The organism is Palleniella intestinalis, from assembly GCF_013166595.1.
GTDB classification, from domain to species: domain Bacteria; phylum Bacteroidota; class Bacteroidia; order Bacteroidales; family Bacteroidaceae; genus Prevotella; species Prevotella intestinalis.
Genome location: NZ_JABKKG010000011.1, coordinates 16,146 through 34,726 on the forward strand (window position 1 = coordinate 16,146; position 18,581 = coordinate 34,726).

An 18,581-nucleotide genomic window follows, 5' to 3' on the forward strand; every position below is an offset into this window, starting at 1 on the left:
TACATTTGGCATTGCGAAAGGTCACCTTTCATGCTGTGAAAGGTTACGTTGGACTATATGAAGTGTCATCTTTCACCTTTTGAAACCTCGTTTTTCACTATTATGATAAACAGGGAATTAGAAAACTCATATACTTTCCGGAGCAGGGAAACTGCATGAAACAACGGGTCAGGAAGCATCCACCGGTATAGCGGAAACATAAGAACAATAACCGAAAGTCCGAAGCATGGACAGAACGAATCCACCCTGCATGCTCAAAAATTGAAACGGCACGAGAAGCGTATGCCACCATGCCTTGAATTGGGCAAACGGCGATACGAGAAACGGTGGACATAATCAATGTTGAAGACGTTCAGGATGTTGTGTATACCCACCACGCCTTCCACATAAGGTGTCGACGACAGCAGACTATGTCCCTCAGGAAAAGCCATCAATACATTGTCATTCCAGTTTTCAGGTCTCTGAGGATTGTTCTTTGCAGAAAGACCTCCCCACAACATTCTCAGACTGAAATATTCCTTCCACCGCCACCGGCGTATGAAATCCACGACACCGATAAGGTTACTGTTCATCTCCCATGTAAAAAACAACTGCACATACCTGTCGTTGATAAGTTCGGAAGGCGTGATAAGGCTGAAAGACTCCTCGTCATTGACGTATGACATGTTCGCCTGAGGAGCAAGCAGTAGCGGATAAGGCACTTTGCTCCAAACCACACTACCTTTCAGGAAAGCACTTGCAAAACCCCAGTCGCCCATGAAAAAGCGCTTGCGTGCTTTAAGTTCTGTAATATGATAGTCGTACTGTCCGCCAAGGAATCCCTTGATGCCCCAAGTGTGCGACAGACCTACCGCCGGAGGGTCGCTGTTTATCGGCAACTGTCCGCGCAAGGCATCCTGCCTGCCATTCCTCGGGGCATACTCTATGCCGACACTCACCTCAGAAGTGCGCAGGGAGCCGTTGTTCCGGGAAACATAATCCGGACTGTAAGTGTCGTAGTCCGTCCATGGTCCTCCTTTGTACACGCCATCACCATATTCCGAAAGGTTCTTGAACAACAGACCGCCCGTAGCGATGTCATGCTCTGTCTTCACGCCGACCCTGAACCTCATGCCGTTCTTAGCGTCACGCTCAATCTCTATCTTCCGGAAATCATAGTACATCAGGTGGGTGTTCTTGTCCCAATGATATGATGAGAAAAGATCATCCCTGTCTGGATGCTGGCTGCGCTCACCGATATAACCGATGTCTTTCCTTGCCTCAAGACTTATGTTATAGCAAGGATAGTCATAAGGCGTATGTGTCTTGGGAATAAAGGAGTATGTCACACGCCCCTGATAGTAATTGTCATGGAAACGGAATCCATGGGCATAGTAGCCTTCAAGGAAAAGATGCCTGCTGAAGCGCGACGTGGTGTGCCCGCCTATCCTCAGGCGCAGGTTGTCAAGGTCATTGAATGAGACAAGGCTGTTCGTAGGCCCAATATTGAAGACGCTCGGCACTCCTACCGGAATCTTGTTGTCGACAAAAGCCCTCAGTGTCCTGACAAGCCAGCGTATGCTCTTGATGTCGTCGGCATAACGCAGCATACGCTGTGCATAGGTCTCATGATGCCTCTCTTCACCTGCCACGGTGTCCGTCACCTCTGTACTACGTCCGTCATAACGTGCCCAGAAACTGTCAGGACGGTATTCTGCCTTGGCATCATATTTCTCTGTCATCCTGCCTTTCAGTTTTTTGCTGTCTATGGAGTCGGTGGAATAGTCCGAATATCTTTGTGACTTTATGTAACACAGCCTTCCTATAATGCTCTTCGCCTTCATCTCCACAAGGACATCATTCTGCATCAGTGCACTCTTCCCGTCGGGATGTGTGCCAAACTCCTGCACGACATAAAGATTGTCTATCGAGCGTGAGCCGCCGGGCTTCGGCAGCATCAGCTTTATGTGACGCAACCTGAACAGGCTGTCCTTCTCCATAATCATCTCACCGGAGAAACCAAGTTCGCCTTCCTTCGGCGCAAAGAACAAATGCAGGACACTGTCATTGCAACTCACCGGCTCATAGCAATAATGGCTTGTGGCGTCACTCGACAAAGGGGACACCAGACGCTTGCCGTCAATCTTCACCAGACTGTCCATGACATTCACATCGGCATATTTCTCACCGACAAGGACGTTGACCACCGCATCCGTGTAAAGCATCTCATTGGCACCTTCCCTGCGGATGCCACGGACGTATGCCAACTTCCGTGCCGGATTTCTGCGGAGCAGCAAATCCTCAACACGCTCTTCGGTAAGTATAGGCAGTACGAATTTCCCATTGAGACCGCAATGTTCCACAAAATGCTTTATCCACTTGTTGCTCTTGAAAAAACGCTTCCGAGTGTCCAACGGATTGACATCATTGACAGCAATCTCCAGCTTTTCGTAACGTGTGACCTTCTCATAGGCATGGCTGCGAGACATTCCCAAGCGGCATTCCATAATGGCATTTCTCATGGTCTCCTCCGTAAACATCATGGAACCCTTACCCACAGCAACCTGTACCGAATCGACCGCCGGAACCTGTCCTATCGCAATTTCCGTGGAATCGCCATGCACCTTCTGCTGAGACACATCGTGCACGGTCTTGCATCCATACGCCGAGGCTACCACGAGGCATGACATTATTACGTATATGACTATTCCTTTTCTACACATGGCGGACAATCGTTTGGTTGAAATCACCGAAACGGTTGTAAAGGTACAAAGAAAATCAGGAAAACCAAGTCACACAGCTGTTAAAAATCATTAGTACCCTGCAAATCCTTCGACTTGCGCCACATGAAAAAAGTATTGACTGTATTCAGAATCTTAGAATTAAAAAACAAGTATCTGTTGGGAATCAATGCACAAACAACTGTTTTGAACAATTCCCAACAGACACTTGGCTGCAACTTATGACAGTCTTTCAATAAGGTATGGCAATGCCTTCTCGAACTTCACTCCATACCAATGGCTCTTGTCGTCAATGGTTTGGCGTATTGTTTCCACGACATAGTCAGCAGCTATAGATGCAGCCTCCAGCACACTCTTGCCACGCATCATGGCTCCGGCAAACGATGATGAGTATACATCGCCGGTACCGTGCATAGACACATTGATACGCTCAGTGAAATAGTACTCCACTTTCTCACCATCGTAGCAAGCCACCCCGAGCTTGCCCTCCTCAAGACAGACACCGGTAAGCACCACATTCTTCACGCCAAGCGCATAGAGTTCCTTCAAGACATCCTCCACAAACTCCTTGGTGCAGACACCCTCAACATACGGTCTGCCCAAAAGCAGGAGTGCTTCCGTCATGTTTGGAAGAATGACATCAGCACCCTTAATCAGCTTGCGCATCTCCATCGGGAAATCCTCATCAAAGCCTGTATAGAGCTTTCCGTTGTCTCCCATCACCGGGTCAATGATGCGCAATGCACCGGGACGTGCCACCTCGTCCATAATCTGCATGATATAAGGTATCTGCGCCTTTGACACATATCCTGTATAGAACGCATCAAAATCAATGTTCTCTTTCTTCCACTGCGCAAGAATCGACGGCATCTCGTCTGTCAAATCACAGAACGTCCATGCCGAGAAGCCGGCTGTATGGTTAGAAAGCACCGAACTTGGCAATATCGCTGTCTCAACACCACAGGCAGAGATGACAGGCAATGCCACTGTCAGAGAGCACTGCCCCACGCAAGAAATATCCTGAATGGTAAGTAATCTTTTATCCATTTTCCTAAATCTATTATAATTATCACATTCTTCCGGCAAAACCAAAGTCAACCGAATTTCTATGCAAAGTTATTCAAATATCCCTGACCACCAACAAATTTGTTCCGAAAAAGGAAAACAAAACGTACATTACAGAAAACAGCAAAATGGCAACTAATCAGGATTTTATTATTATTTGGTGCAACATCGGGTGCAACAGTGGTACAGCAAAAGGGCAAAAACAATTAGAAATAACGAAGAAAACATCGCTTTTCACATAAAAAAACCGCCTAAAACGTGGTTTTAAGCGGTTTTGGGCTGTATGGAGTGAACCGGAGGGGATTCGAACCCCTGACCCACAGCTTAGAAGGCTGTTGCTCTATCCAGCTGAGCTACCGGTCCAACACATTTCACCATTCAAGATGCAAAGTTACAAAGAAAATGGTGGAAAAACGAATGTTACGAGAAAAGATTATCAATATTTAACAGTCATACAGATAGGAATAACTATACTGCGAATAATATTCCTTGGATTAGCGCACATGAGACGGAGCTTCATCACTTGGATTGTAATTCGCTGAATGGCTTATGGAAAAGGGCAAACTTTGCGTGCTCACTCTACTATTACTCCTCCCCTAAGCATGTCATTGCAGAGCTCTTCGGCATCCTCACGTGCTTTGTCGTAAGGAACTTCATATTCAGAAAGCAGTATATCGGCAAGAGTGTCAACTGTGAACTCTTGCCCATCGGCAATGGAATTCCACAGTAACACCGACGATTCATTCATGGACACAAGATTACCGAAATCTATATTCTCCTCTCCTTCTGCTATCAAGAACTGCTCGCCACACACGGAACGGAGCACAAAACCTTGTCGCTTTCTCATATTTATCAATAATTTTACATTTCATATTTATGCCTCCACTCCCACCGGCAATTAAGGACAGACGGGGACAAGGTCAATCATCCAAAGGCCTGCGCGAGTTGAAAAGCACGTCATGGAGCTTCAGCAAATAACGGCGCAATGGAAAGAGCCTTGTCCACAAAGCACTGTACACCCTCCATTTCAAGGAGTAAATGCTGTCAGGTCTCGTACGTCCTTTGCGATAGAACTCCACGGCAAGTGCCACAACATTGTCCCTATGGCAACTTTCTGTAGCACAGTTGCCGTCACCACAAAGAGTGATTGTGTCACCCTCTATCTTCACTATACGGTGGAGAACATAATGCTTTGGGGACACTTCCGCAAGTACCGGGTCACCTGTCTTTATTGCTTTTGGAAGGATTAGCAACGCCTTGTCACGCTTGTGCACAAGGAACGGGCGCATACTGTTTCCTCTAAGCGGCAATGACACAGTATGCCCCTCTTTCAGAAGTTCCGCCACAGCAGGTATCAGTTTAGCGTTAGGCATTCTCATTAAGTTATAGCTTTTTTACAAACGACAGCGGATTCTGGTGAAGCTGTGCAATGAAAGACATAGGCTGGGACGCATGCCACGAGTGCCGTCACCGTGTCGCAGATATTGGCATAGACAGTATTGTCCCATTTCATTGCAGAACATGAAGGGAGAACTATCCCGAAAGCATAGATTGCACGCAAGCGTTCCACCCTGTTTTCCTCAGCACGGCTGATTTTCGTTATAGCACCAAGCGGTGCGCTGATGTTTCGGTAGCATGGTGTCTTGCCACTCCATGGGCTGCCATAGATGATTGCTTTCCCGTCAATGATGCGGACTATAGGATTATCATCGTTCATCAGGTCACAATCAGGAATCATCCTAAGCCAGTTGGCTACCTGCGTGCTCTTGCCTGTCCCGCTCTTAGCCGTGAACGCATACCCCACCCCTTTGTGGCGCACCAATGATGCATGAACCATCAAAGTTTGGTGAAAACTGCCGGCAAAGGCATAGGCAAACATCATCAAATTGTTCAGTCCGAACCGCCTCGCATTATATGTCCCCACAAGGTTACACCTGCACTGTGAGAAGTCGGCATTGGAAATCAGCAAGGCACAGTCATGACCGCCTATGTCACGGACGACATACTGGTATCCGCCGTCACACATCCGGTCAACAACCGTAATGCCATTACCAGTGTCAAACTCACGGATGCGTTGGCGTTGCTCCTTTGGCAAAGGGACGAGAGCCATGTCTACAGTAAGGACCAGCAAGGGCTTTCTTTCTGCAGAAAGTCCACAATGCCCACTATGGCACAGAATTTCCACATCCTCGTTCACACGAAACGGTTCCAAAGACGGCAGAAGATGTATGCCTGTCATCTCATCCTCGTGAAGGAAGTCAATGACACAGAGATGTCCGGCTATGTCGAAAATATGTCTCAAAACATTATTCTTCGTTTGGGCGCACTCCCTCAAATGAGAACTCCGCTGCCGGGACAGTCTTCATCACCACACCGGAATTTGCATAACGCTTGCGCAACTTTGCCAATGTCTTCTCTGCCTTGGCGCGCTTTTTCTTGAAAAAGACAGCGTTGGTACGGCGTTCGCCGGTCTTGCTCATGAAATGGCGGTTCATCTGGTCCGAATATTCCTTGAATCCTCCAAGATACACCTTCTTTTCATAATAAGCATTGCCCACCTCCTGCAAATCAGTGAAATAGACAATACTATCATTGAACGATGCAGAGACACCGAACATATAAACCGTTGCCACAGAATTAGCACTTTTGCTCCCACCCTTTTGCTTCTTGGCATGGATGCACAAGGCTACGGTGCACAGTAGTGACAGGACAATAATTTTTCTCATTACCTATTATATAATAATATTTGTTTAACAGTACATGCTGCAGCAAAGCAGTCAAGCGTCTCTCCTGACGGAACAGCAGCAGCTACTCTGTTGCAATGGACTTTGTCTTTGAGCGCAAATGGCGGAGAGCCTTGTTGCGTATCTGCCTTGCCCTTTCGCGTGACATGCCATAGGTCTTGCCTATCTCGGCAAAAGTCATCTGAGGCGCGCCTATGCCATAGAAGGCACGGAGGACAAGCTGCTCGCGCTCGGCAAGCAGACTTATCGCATCACTCAACTCCACGTGCAGCTGTGCGCGGGCAATGGCATCGTCCGCCAATGGCTGCAGGTCTGAACCGAGAAAGTATTCCACTTTGGAAAACTCAACATTCTCTTTGTATGTAGGACTGTTCTTTATGCGTTGCATAGGCTATATGTTTTTTTACAGTTACTGAATCAAAGCCTTCAAGGCTGCTGTCTGCCTTTCCTCCCTATGTGAATAGGAAGGAATCAGAACTCGGAAGTGAAATGGAACTTTATGTTTTTGAAATCCTCCTGTGCCATCTGGAGCACATAGCCGGAGTCGGCAAGGAACACATCGCGTCCTTCACGGTCCTTCGCCATGTACTGATACTTGCGTTTCTTGAAGTTTTCAAGTTCTGCCTCATCTTCGCTTTCTATCCAGCAAGCCTTGTAAAGATGGATAGGCTCCCAACGACACTTGGCATTATACTCATTCTCAAGACGATACTGGATGACCTCAAACTGCAGTTGTCCGACGGTGCCGATAATCTTTCTGCCGTTGAACTGGTTGACAAACAGCTGTGCCACACCCTCGTCCATGAGCTGGTTGATGCCCTTTTCAAGCTGTTTCGCCTTCATAGGGTCGTCGTTTTCAATATACTTGAAGAGTTCAGGAGAGAAAGACGGGAGTCCGCGGAAATGGATTTTCTCGCCCTCGGTGAGTGTGTCGCCAATCTTGAACACACCGTTGTCCGGCAGACCTACTATGTCTCCTGCCCACGCCTCATCAATTGTGGACTTGCGCTGTGCCATGAACTGCGTCGGTGAAGAGAAGCGTATGGTCTTGCCATTGCGCACATGCAGATACGGCTGGTTACGCACGAACTTGCCGGAGCATACCTTGCAGAATGCTATACAGGAGCGGTGGTTAGGGTCGATGTTGGCAGTTATCTTAAAGATAAAGCCTGAGAACTTCGGTTCATCAGGGTTCACATCGCGCTCCTCCGCCTTTGTCGGGCGTGGCGACGGTGCTATCTTGACAAAACAGTCAAGGAGTTCCTGCACACCGAAATTGTTCAATGCCGAACCGAAGAACACAGGAGCCACCTCAGCTGCACGGTAAGTCTCGACGTCAAACTCAGGGTACACGCCGGCAACAAGCTCCAGATCGTCGCGCAACTGCTTTGCATCCTGCGCTCCGATGCACTCGTCAAGGTCGCCACTGTTGACATCCACCGAAACTTTCTCCGTCACACGCTGCTTGTCAGGTGTGAAAAGATTCAGCTCATTCTCATATATATTATACACGCCCTTGAACTTCACGCCCTGGTTTATAGGCCATGACAACGGACGCACACCAATCTGCAGTTCCTGCTCCAATTCGTCAAGGAGGTCAAACGGATCACGTCCCTCACGGTCCATCTTGTTTACAAAGATGATAACCGGAGTATTGCGCATGCGGCAGACCTCCATCAGCTTGCGTGTCTGTGTCTCCACACCCTTTGCACTGTCGACAACAATGATACATGAGTCCACAGCAGTCAGCGTGCGGAACGTGTCCTCGGCGAAATCCTGGTGACCCGGAGTGTCAAGGATGTTCACCTTATAGTCTTTATAGTCAAACTCCATGACAGAGGTTGAAACAGAGATACCACGCTGCTTCTCTATCTCCATCCAGTCGGACGTTGCTGTTTTGCGTATCTTGTTGCTCTTGACGGCACCCGCCACCTGTATCTGTCCACCGAAGAGAAGGAACTTCTCGGTGAGCGTTGTCTTACCCGCATCCGGGTGAGAGATTATGGCAAAGGTTCTGCGTCGTTCTATTTCAGGATTCATGTATGGTAATGTTGTTTTCCGGTTTATGTCTTTTTTCCGTCTCCGCCGGCAAACGCGAGAAAGCGTTTCGTGTCGCGGAGCACCTTGTTTTCTTTATGCTTGCTTCAGGTTTTCTATACATTTCTTCAGTGAGTCCGTCCAGTACGGCACTGCAACGCCGAAAGTATCCTTAATCTTTGTCTTGTCAAGGACACTGTAAGAAGGGCGTGTCACAGGGGAAGGGAACTCGTCTGAGTGGCATGGCTGTATGTCACAATCCGTATGTCCGGCATACTCCGCTATCATCTTCGTGAAGTCAAACCAAGAGCATACTCCCTCGTTGGAATAATGATAGACACCGGAATTCCCCTCAAACTTGCGGTTTTCCACAATCTCAAAGATTGCTTTGGCAAGGTCACCGGCGTAAGTCGGTGTGCCACACTGGTCAAAAACGACCTTCAACTGTGGCTTTGTCGCAGTCAGATTGAGCATTGTCTTGCAGAAATTCTTGCCAAACTCGGAATAGAGCCATGCCGTGCGTATGATGACATGGTCACACCCTGCCGCCTGTATCTTCTGCTCCCCATGGAGCTTTGTCAGTCCGTAGACACCTGTCGGAGTGCCTTCCCTGTCCTCACGGCAAGGAGTGTTGTACGGTTCTTTTCCAAAAACATAGTCCGTGGAGACATGCACAAGCAAGCCGTCCACCTCCTTCATTGCCTTGGCAAGATTCTCCGGAGCAGTGGCATTGAGAGTCTCCACGATGTCGCCGGCGGTCTCTGCCGCATCGACATTAGTCCATGCGGCACAGTTTATGACACACTTTATATCCTTTTCCTTCACGGCAGCGCGCACAGCCTCCAGGTCAGTGATGTCCAGTTTCTCATAACCCTCACAGACATCCGTGAACACATAATTATCCTTTGACTCTTTGCTGGCCAGCTGTATTGCGTTGCCAAGCTGGCCATTGGCACCTGTTACAAGTATATTCATAGCTTTTCTTTTTTGCTTTTCAACCTTATTTTACAATTTACGGAAGACTGCATTGTCAATCAAATTCCAGCCCTTCCTCCTTGTCTTTCTTATAATAATCGGACAGCATTCCTATAAACGTGGTTATTTCCTTCACCGCGCGCATGGTGTCCTCTGAGATTTCCTGCTTCCGGAGGCGCAGCATCATCACGCCATACAAGGCATCAAGGCATGTCTCTATCTCATTCTTGTCCTTGTCGCCCTTATTGCGGAGCTCCACAATGAAAGGCAGCACCTTATAGTATTCCGTACTGTAGAAAGGGAACTTCGGGGAGTCGAGCAGTTGGTGGTGCAGTTCCACGAGGGTCTGCAGCGTCACATTGTTTATCTGCAGATGCCCACACTCGCGGCACCCCTCCTCAGTCATCATGCGGATAAGGTTGGAATACCAGTCCTCAAGATCCTCGCGGTCCTCGTCCGAGCAGTCAAACCGGCTTATATAGTCACGGCGCAATGCCGGCATATAGCAGTCGAATGCACGTATGATGTCCTCCACCTGCCACATGTACAGCAGGTACTCCGCAATATTTTCTTGTCTTAGTTTCTGTGAGATGAACATATTCTGCTTGCAAAATTGTTATAGGGCATGGCATCCGCCCTGATTACCAATAAGAGAAAGTGTAAAGGTTGAACACTGTGCCGAGGAGCATCACCAGCGAGAAGATTATCACCACCGAACCGATAATACGGTTAATCAGCTGTATGCTGTTATCGGAGAATTTCTCCCTGACCATGTCAATGAGCCACGTAAGCCCATACCACCACAGTAAGGCACCGACAAACACGCACATGTAGCCAAACGTCATCTCCACCGGACGGTTGGGGACAACGAAGGCAAACTGGGCGAAGCATGCCATGAACAGCAAGATTATCAACGGGTTGGAGAACGTGACAAGAAAGCCCGTTATGCCATTCTGCACAAGTGTCCCCTTTTGCTTTCCGCTGCGATGAATCTTTTTCGTAGGGTCGGCACGGAAGCACCACACTCCAAAAGCAAGCAGCATGAGACTGCCAAGCAGCTGAAGCCAGAACTTGTTCTGGGGACTTGTGATCAAATCCATTACAAAACTCATTCCGAGACCCGTTATCAATGCATAAATCAAATCACTTACCGCAGCACCAAGCCCTGTCACCATGCCGTACCAACGTCCTTTATTCATCGTACGCTGGATAGTAAGCACACCGACCGGACCCATCGGCGCGGACGCGATTATCCCTATCAGTATACCTTTCAGAGCAAGCTCCATAAGGTCTATATGTATTCCAAACGGCATCATTTATTCAAAAACATTGATGCAAAATTGCAAAAAAATACTGAGATAAGCAAATTTAGCGGCAGAAATCTTTGATTTATTAGATTTAATTATTAACTTTGCTCAGAGATTGCAAGTGTACCGTAAGGAAATGCTGCAATATTTTTTGCATGGAAATACATAAAAAACATAATACATCATGGTTACAGATACAGAACGCCCTTACGTCATAGGGCTTGACCTTGGAGGCACAAACGCCGTGTTCGGCATTGTCGACAGAGACGCGAACATTGTCACACAGACATCGGTGAAGACACAAGACTACAGCACAGCAGAAAGTTTTGTCGACGCATGCGTCAAAGCATTGCAGCCCCTGATAGAGCAAGTTGGAGGCATAGAGCGCATATACGGCATGGGAGCCGGCGCGCCAAACGCCAACTACCACACCGGCTGCATAGAGAAAGCTCCTAACCTCGTCTGGGCAAAGGAGAAGAAAGTCCCACTTGCCGGCATGTTCAGCGAGCGTCTCGGCATAAAGGTGAACATCACAAACGATGCTAACGCTGCCGCTCTCGGTGAGATGGAGTACGGTTGCGCGAAAGGCATGAAGGATTTCATCGTCATCACTCTCGGAACAGGCGTCGGCAGCGGAATAGTTGCCAACGGACAGCTTGTCTGCGGACATGACGGCCTTGCCGGCGAACTGGGCCACGTCATCATGGTCCGCGAGAACGGAAGACCATGCGGATGCGGCAGGAAAGGCTGCCTCGAGGCATACTGCTCGGCGACCGGAGTGGCACGCACGGCAAGGGAGATGCTTGAGAAAGACAGCCGCCCTTCACTCCTCCGCGACCTGAAGCCTGAGGAGATTGACAGCTACCAAGTGTTCAAAGCGGCTGAAGCGGGTGACGAAATCGCAAAAGAGATATTCGAGTTCACAGGAAAGATGCTGGGCGAAGCGTGTGCCGACTTTGCCGCGTTCTCCTCCCCTGAAGCATTCATCTTCTTCGGAGGGCTCTGCAAGTCAGGCGACATGCTTATGAATCCTATCAAGAAGGCGTATGATGAGAACACCATGCCTATCTACAAGAGCAAGGCGAAATTCCTCTTCTCCACCCTCGACGGCGCAGGAGCGGCAGTGCTCGGAGCGGCGGCACTCGGCTGGACTGTGTGAGAACTATATAAAGAAAACTACGATATAACACAAATGAAAATCGAAGATGACATAAAGAATGCCGTTGAAGTGTTGCGCAAAGGCGGCGTGATACTCTACCCTACGGACACCGTCTGGGGCATAGGATGCGACGCCACCAACGCCGAGGCAGTGAAGCGCGTCTACGAAATAAAGCGCAGGGACGACTCCAAGGCAATGATATGCCTTGTCGACTCTCCCAACCGCATACAGAGATATGTACGCAACGTGCCGGAAGTGGCATGGGACATATTTGACCTTGCGACAAAACCGACGACAATAATCCTCGACGGTGCGGCAGGGCTTGCCCCCAACCTCATCGCTGAGGACGGCAGCATAGCACTCCGCGTGACACAAGAGGACTTCTCGAAACAGCTCTGCTACCGCTTCCAGAAGGCACTCGTAAGCACAAGCGCGAACATCAGCGGCGAACCGGCTGCACAGAACTACCGTGACATTTCCGAGGAAATCCTCAATGCCGTGGACTATGTATGCTGGGCACGCCGGCAGGAACACAAGCCACATGCACCATCGAGCATCATCAAGCTATCGCCTGCCGGAGAGGTCAAGATTATCCGAGAATAATGTCCACGGCATTATGCCACACACACTTTTGGTAACGTTGGCATCACAACCTGCCAATAGCATCATTGAAAACGGTGACGGTTCACAAAAGAAACCGCCACCGTTTTCTTATGGTTTAAGCTAAACGTTTTTATGCCTCATGTAGGCAACAACCTATTACAGCATGCCTGCCCTCCCAACCAATAATCCAAAATTATTGCAATATTTTCGGAATATAATCCAAAATTATTGCTTTTTTTTTGGATTAGCCGGTTATTTTGTATAATTTTGCAACCATAAACATAATACAATCATGATAGAGAGAACCCTTTCAAACAAAATAAAAGACAGGCTCTTCCAAGGAAAAGCAATAATCCTCATAGGAGCACGGCAGGTTGGCAAAAGCACCCTGTTGAAATTTATTGCCAACGAGACAGAGAGAAAAACTCTGTTTCTTGACTGCGACGACCCGGAGGCAAGAAGTATGTTGACAAACGCCAATATGACAGACTTGAAGATTCTTATCGGTCAGCATGAACTTGTCGTGATAGACGAGGCACAGCGAGTGGAGAACATCGGGCTGACACTGAAACTCATCACAGACAACATGCCACATTGCCAATTACTTGTAACAGGCTCCTCTGCGTTGGATTTATCCGACACCATCAATGAGCCACTCACCGGCAGGAAATATGAATACAACCTATTCCCATTGTCCACACAAGAAATAATGAATACGGAAGGACTGCTGAAAGTACGGCAGTCGCTTGAAACCAGACTTATTTACGGCTCTTATCCAGATGTCATCACACATAAGGACAACGCAAAAGAACTATTGATGAATCTGGCGAACAGCTATCTGTATAAAGACATCCTGAAGAAAGACAACATAAGGAAACCCGAGCTACTGGAGAAACTGCTGGTGGCTCTGGCACTTCAAGTTGGAAGCGAGGTGTCATACAATGAGATAGCACAAACCATTGGCACCGACAGCAAGACTGTCGAGAAATATATCGGTTTGCTGGAACAATGTTTTGTTGTGTTCCGACTTAACGCTCTGTCACGAAACGTCAGGACAGAACTAAAGAAAAGCAAGAAAATATTTTTCTATGACAATGGCATACGGAATGCACTTATTCAAAATTTCTCTCCCCTAAACCTACGCACAGACAAAGGGGCGTTGTGGGAAAATTTCTTTATCTCCGAGCGCATAAAGCGCAACCATTATAACGGCTGTTACGCAAAGATGTATTTTTGGCGCACATCAGGCAAACAAGAGATTGACTACATAGAGGAAGAGGACGGACTTTTTCGAGTTTTCGAGATGAAAGCCAATCCTAAAAAAGGGCACACCTCGATGCCTGCGCTATTCCTGAACAATTACAACGTGGCGGAGCAAGTTGTGGTCACGCCGGACAACTACATCAGCTATCTTGTCAATGTGGAATAGCCCATAAAGATACCAATATTCTCACTCCTCATGCGGATATATGCGGACAATCTGCATTAATCTACATTGTAATTTAACGTGAGTTCGACGAAATTGCTGTATCTGATAAAAAGCAAAATACTATAAAAAGCACCGTAAAACGGTGACTCTTCGTTAACCCCACATGCTGCTTATGGCAGCATGTGGGGTATCTCAGACAAGTGGTCTGCACCGTAAGACGGTGCCTCACACTGAAAGGGATTGTTATTGGCGTGTTTTTATGCCATGAGGCACCGTCTTACGGTGCAGGCTGACGCACTGATTTTGCCGCCCATGTCGCTATGCTCCATGGGCGGTTAACGAAGAGCCACCGTTTCACGGTGCTTTGGTAGCGTTTTCTTCATTCTGCCGGATGGTTGCAAATTCGTCGAACTCACGCTAATTTACATCAAACGAGGTCAAACCATACCCATGACGGCGAGGTCACCATCATAAGGAAATAACACTTACAACGTCCTATAAGACAAAGACTTATAATCATATTGTATTTGATGTGCAAGACATCGTCAATCAATCCGCAAGGAATGGCAATGCAAAAGGTTACGGTTGACCATGCAAAAGGTAACACTTCACCATTCAAAAGGTAACGATTCGCACAATGAATCGCTACCTTTTTCTTTTCCCGAATTTACCATTTCCGCCCATTACTTGACCAACGGTTCCACACATGCCTATCCGCTCTTTTCCCAACACAAGGATTGCGCAGCATGTTTTTTATGACACATATCAATCATAAAGCCATACCGGCAATATTTTTCATTGATTTACTTGCATATTCAAATATTTTTCACGTAATTTGCATATTACTAAATTCATGTCCGCATCCGCCTTGCAGATTAGGGAGGATGCCGCGGCAAAGGTTGCCGGAAGGCACCGCAATTCATACCATAATATTCGTGGACAATATCGATTTACAGAAAAAAACGTGGCTGGACCGCATTGCCGAATGGCGTGTGGAGCATATTTCAAAGCGGGAACTGACACTCCTGCTCGCATTTGTCGTGGGCATGCTCGCCGCCATTGCCGCCTTTGTGCTCCACAGTCTTATACATTTCATCCAGGAACTGCTCAGCGACAATTTCCTCAACACCCACTTCAACTGGTACTACCTTGTGTTCCCTGTGCTTGGAATCCTGCTGACAATGCTCTTCGTCAAGTATGTCGTGCGCGACAACATCTCCCACGGTATAACAAGAATCCTCTATGCCATCTCCACACGTCAAGGCAGGCTTGCTGCCCATAACATGTGGAGCTCCGTGGCAGCCTCGGCAATAACCATCGGTTTCGGCGGCTCTGTCGGAGCCGAAGCGCCTATCGTCCTGACAGGCTCTGCCATAGGCAGCAACCTCGCCCGCATATTCCGCCTTGACAGCAAGACGGTGTTCATGCTCATAGGCTGCGGCGCTTCAGCGGCTATAGCTGGAATCTTCAAGGCTCCGATAGCAGGACTGGTGTTCACAATCGAGGTTCTCATGGTGGACCTCACCATGGCGTCACTCCTGCCTATGCTCATCTCGTGCGTGACGGCGACATGCTTCACCTATGTCCTTTCAGGCGATGCGTCACTGTTCCAGTTCCCACAGAGCGAGGCATGGCCGGTGAACCGTGTGCCGGCAAATGCCATGTTGGGCGTGGCATGCGGACTCATATCACTGTATTTCATACGCCTTATGACATTCTGCGAGGGCATCTACGGCAGAATGGCACGTCATCCGTACCTGAAATGGCTTGTCGGCGGCGTTGTCCTCAGCACACTGATATTCCTCTTCCCGTCACTCTATGGCGAGGGGTATGCGAGCATCAACGTGCTGCTCAGTGGCAAGACAGAGGCGGAATGGAGCCAAGTGATGTCCCACTCGCCGTTTGCCGGGCATTATGAACTGCTTATCGTCTACATCGCATTGGTAGTGATGACGAAAGCCATTGCCACCGCATCGACAAACGGCGGTGGCGGCTGCGGCGGAACGTTTGCGCCTTCACTGTTCATCGGAGCGTTCGGAGGATTCCTCTTTGCACGCATCTGGAACTATTACGGCATAGGGGTCTATGCGCCGGAGAACAATTTCGCGCTGCTCGGAATGGCGGGAGTGATGTCGGGAGTAATGCACGCGCCGCTTACGGGAGTGTTCCTCATCGCCGAACTTACCGGCGGTTACCACATGTTCATCCCACTGCTCATTGTCAGCACCATATCCTATCTGACAATCTACATCTTCGAACCGCACAGCATTTACGGCATGCGCCTTGCCAAAGAGGGCAAGCTAATCACACACCATACTGACCATGCCGTGCTCACACTGATGTCCCTGGACACCGTAATCGAGCGTGACTGTTCGGCTGTCGACCCTGACATGCCGCTGTCAAAGCTGATTCACAAAATCAGCCGCTCACGTGTCAGTGTGCTGCCTGTCGTGGATGCCGGCAATCATCTGTTAGGAGAAATCGACATGCTGAAGCTCCGCCACATCATTTTCCGCACGGAACTGTACCACAGGTTCCAGGTGCGGCAGCTGATGTCTGACCCTCCGGCAACGCTGAACGTCAACGACCCGATGGAGAAGACAATGAAGGCTTTTGACAAGACCAATGCCCAGCAGCTGCCTGTCGTGGACATCGACAATGTGCTTATAGGCTATGTCTCACGCTCACATGTCTACTCTCTCTACAGGAAAATGGTGGCTGATATGAGTACAGAGTAAAGAAACAAGAAACAAAACTTATGAAAAAAGAAGATTTACGCATAATATTCATGGGCACACCGGAGTTTGCGGTGGGCACACTCGAAGCACTTATAAAAGGTGGATACAATGTTGTGGCAGTCGTAACCCAACCCGACAAACCGGTGGGACGCCATCAGGACACACTGCAACCGTCACAGGTAAAGGTGTTTGCCATGGAGCACGGCATCCCCGTCCTCCAGCCTGTGAAGATGAAAGACCCGGAGTTTGTGGAGGAGTTGCGCTCATATAACGCCGACATTCAGGTGGTTGTGGCATTCAGGATGCTGCCCGAGGTAGTGTGGGGCATGCCACGTTTCGGCACGTTCAATGTCCATGCCGCCCTCCTTCCGCAATACCGCGGAGCTGCGCCTATCAACTGGGCGGTAATCAATGGTGAGGTGGAGACAGGTGTCACCACATTCTTCCTTGACCACGACATAGACACCGGCAGGGTGATTGAGCAGCGCAAGTTCCCTATCCCTGATGATGCCGATGTGGAATATGTGTATGACGGTCTGATGAATCTTGGCGCGGAGATAGCCCTTTCCACACTTGACAAGGTCATCGAGGGTGACGGAAAGGTGGAGTCCATGCCACAGGACGACTCAGCAGCAACCAAACATGCACCGAAGATTTTCAAGGAAACGTGCGAGATAGCCTGGGCACAGAACGCAAAGAATGTCTATGATTTCGTACGCGGTCTGTCACCTTACCCTGGTTCATGGACCACACTTGTCCCAAAAGAAGGCAAGCCGCTGACAATGAAAGTGTTCAAGACAGCAAAGACAAACATTGCTGCCGTAGGCATAAATCCCGGTGAGATAATGGCCAAGGAAGGGCATTTGTTCGTTGCATGTGCCGACAACATGCTTGAGATTCTTGAGCTTCAGATTTCAGGAAAGAAGCGCATGCTTGTGCGTGACTTCCTCAACGGATTCAAGAACATCGATAACTACACATGCCGATAATGCGTTATTTCATCTTTCTTTCATACGATGGCACAGACTATCACGGATGGCAGATTCAGCCGAACGCCGTCTCCGTGCAGGGTGAGATAGAGCGCTGTCTCTCCACCATACTGCGAAAACCTACCCCGATAGTAGGTGCAGGACGCACAGACACCGGTGTCCACGCACGCATGATGGCAGCACATTTCGAGACCGAGACTGCCATCGACCACGAGCAGGTGGGCTTCCGGCTTAACAGAATGGTGCCGCAGGACATCGCCATCCACAGAATTGTGCCGGTGGCTGATGGCATGCACGCGCGTTTCAGTGCCACATCGCGCACATATCATTATTATATACATACGCATAAGTCACCGTTCCTCCGCAAATACTCTCTTGAGACGCACTACAATCTTGACTTCGAGGCAATGAACAAGGCAGGCGAATACTTGCTGACAGTGAAGGATTTCGCAACGTTCTGCAAGGCCGGCTCTGATGTGAAGACAACGTTCTGCGATGTCCGCACAGCCAAATGGGTGGAGACTTCACCCGGAGAATGGTACTTTGAGATTACCGCCGACCGCTTCCTCCGCAACATGGTGCGTGCTGTTGTAGGCACTCTCGTCGATGTGGGAAGAGGAAAACTCTCGCTTGAGGACTTCAAGAAGGCTGTCGATGCTCACCACCGAAGCGAAGCACGCGAGTCAATGCCGGCACACGCCCTGTTCCTTGAGAACGTGACTTACCCTGACATGTAGCAAGAAATTACATAAAAGAAAATAACAATTTGCAACATAGGCAGGGCAAACTATTGTCTTGCCCACTCTTTAAAATCA

At 48.8% G+C, this 18,581-nt stretch carries 17 protein-coding genes and 1 tRNA gene; 6 read left to right on the plus strand and 12 right to left on the minus strand.

Annotation, left to right across the window (positions count from 1 at the left end):
- Positions 1–254 precede the first annotated feature (254 nt).
- The 12 genes from HPS57_RS12710 to HPS57_RS12765 all read right to left on the minus strand — a co-directional run bounded on the left by HPS57_RS12710 (position 255) and on the right by HPS57_RS12765 (position 10,854).
- Positions 255–2,702 (minus strand): DUF5686 family C-terminal domain-containing protein, encoded by a 2,448-nt coding sequence (locus tag HPS57_RS12710; RefSeq protein WP_172183687.1) that lies wholly within the window; start codon positions 2,700–2,702, stop codon positions 255–257.
- A 237-nt stretch (positions 2,703–2,939) separates the two neighbouring features.
- Complete coding sequence (locus HPS57_RS12715; RefSeq protein ID WP_172183691.1) at positions 2,940–3,767, minus strand: pyridoxamine kinase; 828 nt, start codon at positions 3,765–3,767, stop codon at positions 2,940–2,942.
- 307 nt (positions 3,768–4,074) lie between these two features.
- Positions 4,075–4,148, minus strand: a tRNA-Arg gene (locus tag HPS57_RS12720).
- A gap of 211 nt (positions 4,149–4,359) precedes the next feature.
- Entirely contained in the window at positions 4,360–4,632 is a 273-nt protein-coding gene (locus HPS57_RS12725) for a PqqD family protein (protein WP_172183695.1), read from the minus strand.
- A 73-nt stretch (positions 4,633–4,705) separates the two neighbouring features.
- The gene (locus HPS57_RS12730; protein WP_172183697.1) at positions 4,706–5,164 is read right to left on the minus strand and encodes a peptidase S41; all 459 of its coding nucleotides are present in this window, start codon (positions 5,162–5,164) and stop codon (positions 4,706–4,708) included.
- A complete protein-coding gene (locus HPS57_RS12735; protein WP_172183701.1) occupies positions 5,164–6,087 on the minus strand; it encodes a hypothetical protein in 924 nt (307 codons plus the stop codon). Before HPS57_RS12735 ends, HPS57_RS12730 begins: the two co-directional genes overlap by 1 nt.
- A gap of 4 nt (positions 6,088–6,091) precedes the next feature.
- On the minus strand, positions 6,092–6,511 hold the full coding sequence (locus tag HPS57_RS12740) for a hypothetical protein (protein WP_172183703.1): 420 nt from the start codon (positions 6,509–6,511) through the stop codon (positions 6,092–6,094).
- An 82-nt stretch (positions 6,512–6,593) separates the two neighbouring features.
- Complete coding sequence (locus HPS57_RS12745) at positions 6,594–6,917, minus strand: sigma factor-like helix-turn-helix DNA-binding protein (RefSeq protein WP_172183706.1); 324 nt, start codon at positions 6,915–6,917, stop codon at positions 6,594–6,596.
- An 83-nt stretch (positions 6,918–7,000) separates the two neighbouring features.
- A complete protein-coding gene (locus tag HPS57_RS12750) occupies positions 7,001–8,569 on the minus strand; it encodes a peptide chain release factor 3 (protein WP_172183709.1) in 1,569 nt (522 codons plus the stop codon).
- Positions 8,570–8,662: 93 nt separating this feature from the next.
- Entirely contained in the window at positions 8,663–9,541 is an 879-nt protein-coding gene (rfbD, locus tag HPS57_RS12755) for a dTDP-4-dehydrorhamnose reductase (protein ID WP_172183712.1), read from the minus strand.
- Between the two features lie 55 nt (positions 9,542–9,596).
- On the minus strand, positions 9,597–10,139 hold the full coding sequence (locus tag HPS57_RS12760; protein WP_172183715.1) for a DUF4924 family protein: 543 nt from the start codon (positions 10,137–10,139) through the stop codon (positions 9,597–9,599).
- Between the two features lie 43 nt (positions 10,140–10,182).
- On the minus strand, positions 10,183–10,854 hold the full coding sequence (locus HPS57_RS12765; RefSeq protein ID WP_172183868.1) for a LysE family translocator: 672 nt from the start codon (positions 10,852–10,854) through the stop codon (positions 10,183–10,185).
- A 178-nt stretch (positions 10,855–11,032) separates the two neighbouring features.
- Here HPS57_RS12765 and HPS57_RS12770 point away from each other — a divergent pair, with 178 nt between their 5' ends.
- From HPS57_RS12770 to truA, 6 genes are all read left to right on the plus strand, one after another.
- Positions 11,033–12,007 (plus strand): ROK family protein, encoded by a 975-nt coding sequence (locus HPS57_RS12770; RefSeq protein WP_172183718.1) that lies wholly within the window; start codon positions 11,033–11,035, stop codon positions 12,005–12,007.
- Positions 12,008–12,040: 33 nt separating this feature from the next.
- A complete protein-coding gene (locus HPS57_RS12775) occupies positions 12,041–12,610 on the plus strand; it encodes an L-threonylcarbamoyladenylate synthase (RefSeq protein ID WP_172183720.1) in 570 nt (189 codons plus the stop codon).
- Between the two features lie 292 nt (positions 12,611–12,902).
- Positions 12,903–14,039 carry an ATP-binding protein gene (locus HPS57_RS12780; RefSeq protein WP_172183722.1) on the plus strand — a complete coding sequence of 379 codons (1,137 nt, stop codon included), beginning with the start codon at positions 12,903–12,905 and terminating at the stop codon, positions 14,037–14,039.
- Between the two features lie 884 nt (positions 14,040–14,923).
- Entirely contained in the window at positions 14,924–16,777 is a 1,854-nt protein-coding gene (locus tag HPS57_RS12785; RefSeq protein ID WP_172183724.1) for a chloride channel protein, read from the plus strand.
- A 20-nt stretch (positions 16,778–16,797) separates the two neighbouring features.
- Positions 16,798–17,766 carry a methionyl-tRNA formyltransferase gene (fmt, locus tag HPS57_RS12790; RefSeq protein ID WP_172183726.1) on the plus strand — a complete coding sequence of 323 codons (969 nt, stop codon included), beginning with the start codon at positions 16,798–16,800 and terminating at the stop codon, positions 17,764–17,766.
- Positions 17,763–18,503 (plus strand): tRNA pseudouridine(38-40) synthase TruA, encoded by a 741-nt coding sequence (truA, locus tag HPS57_RS12795; RefSeq protein ID WP_172183870.1) that lies wholly within the window; start codon positions 17,763–17,765, stop codon positions 18,501–18,503. Before fmt ends, truA begins: the two co-directional genes overlap by 4 nt.
- The last annotated feature ends 78 nt before the right edge of the window (positions 18,504–18,581 follow it).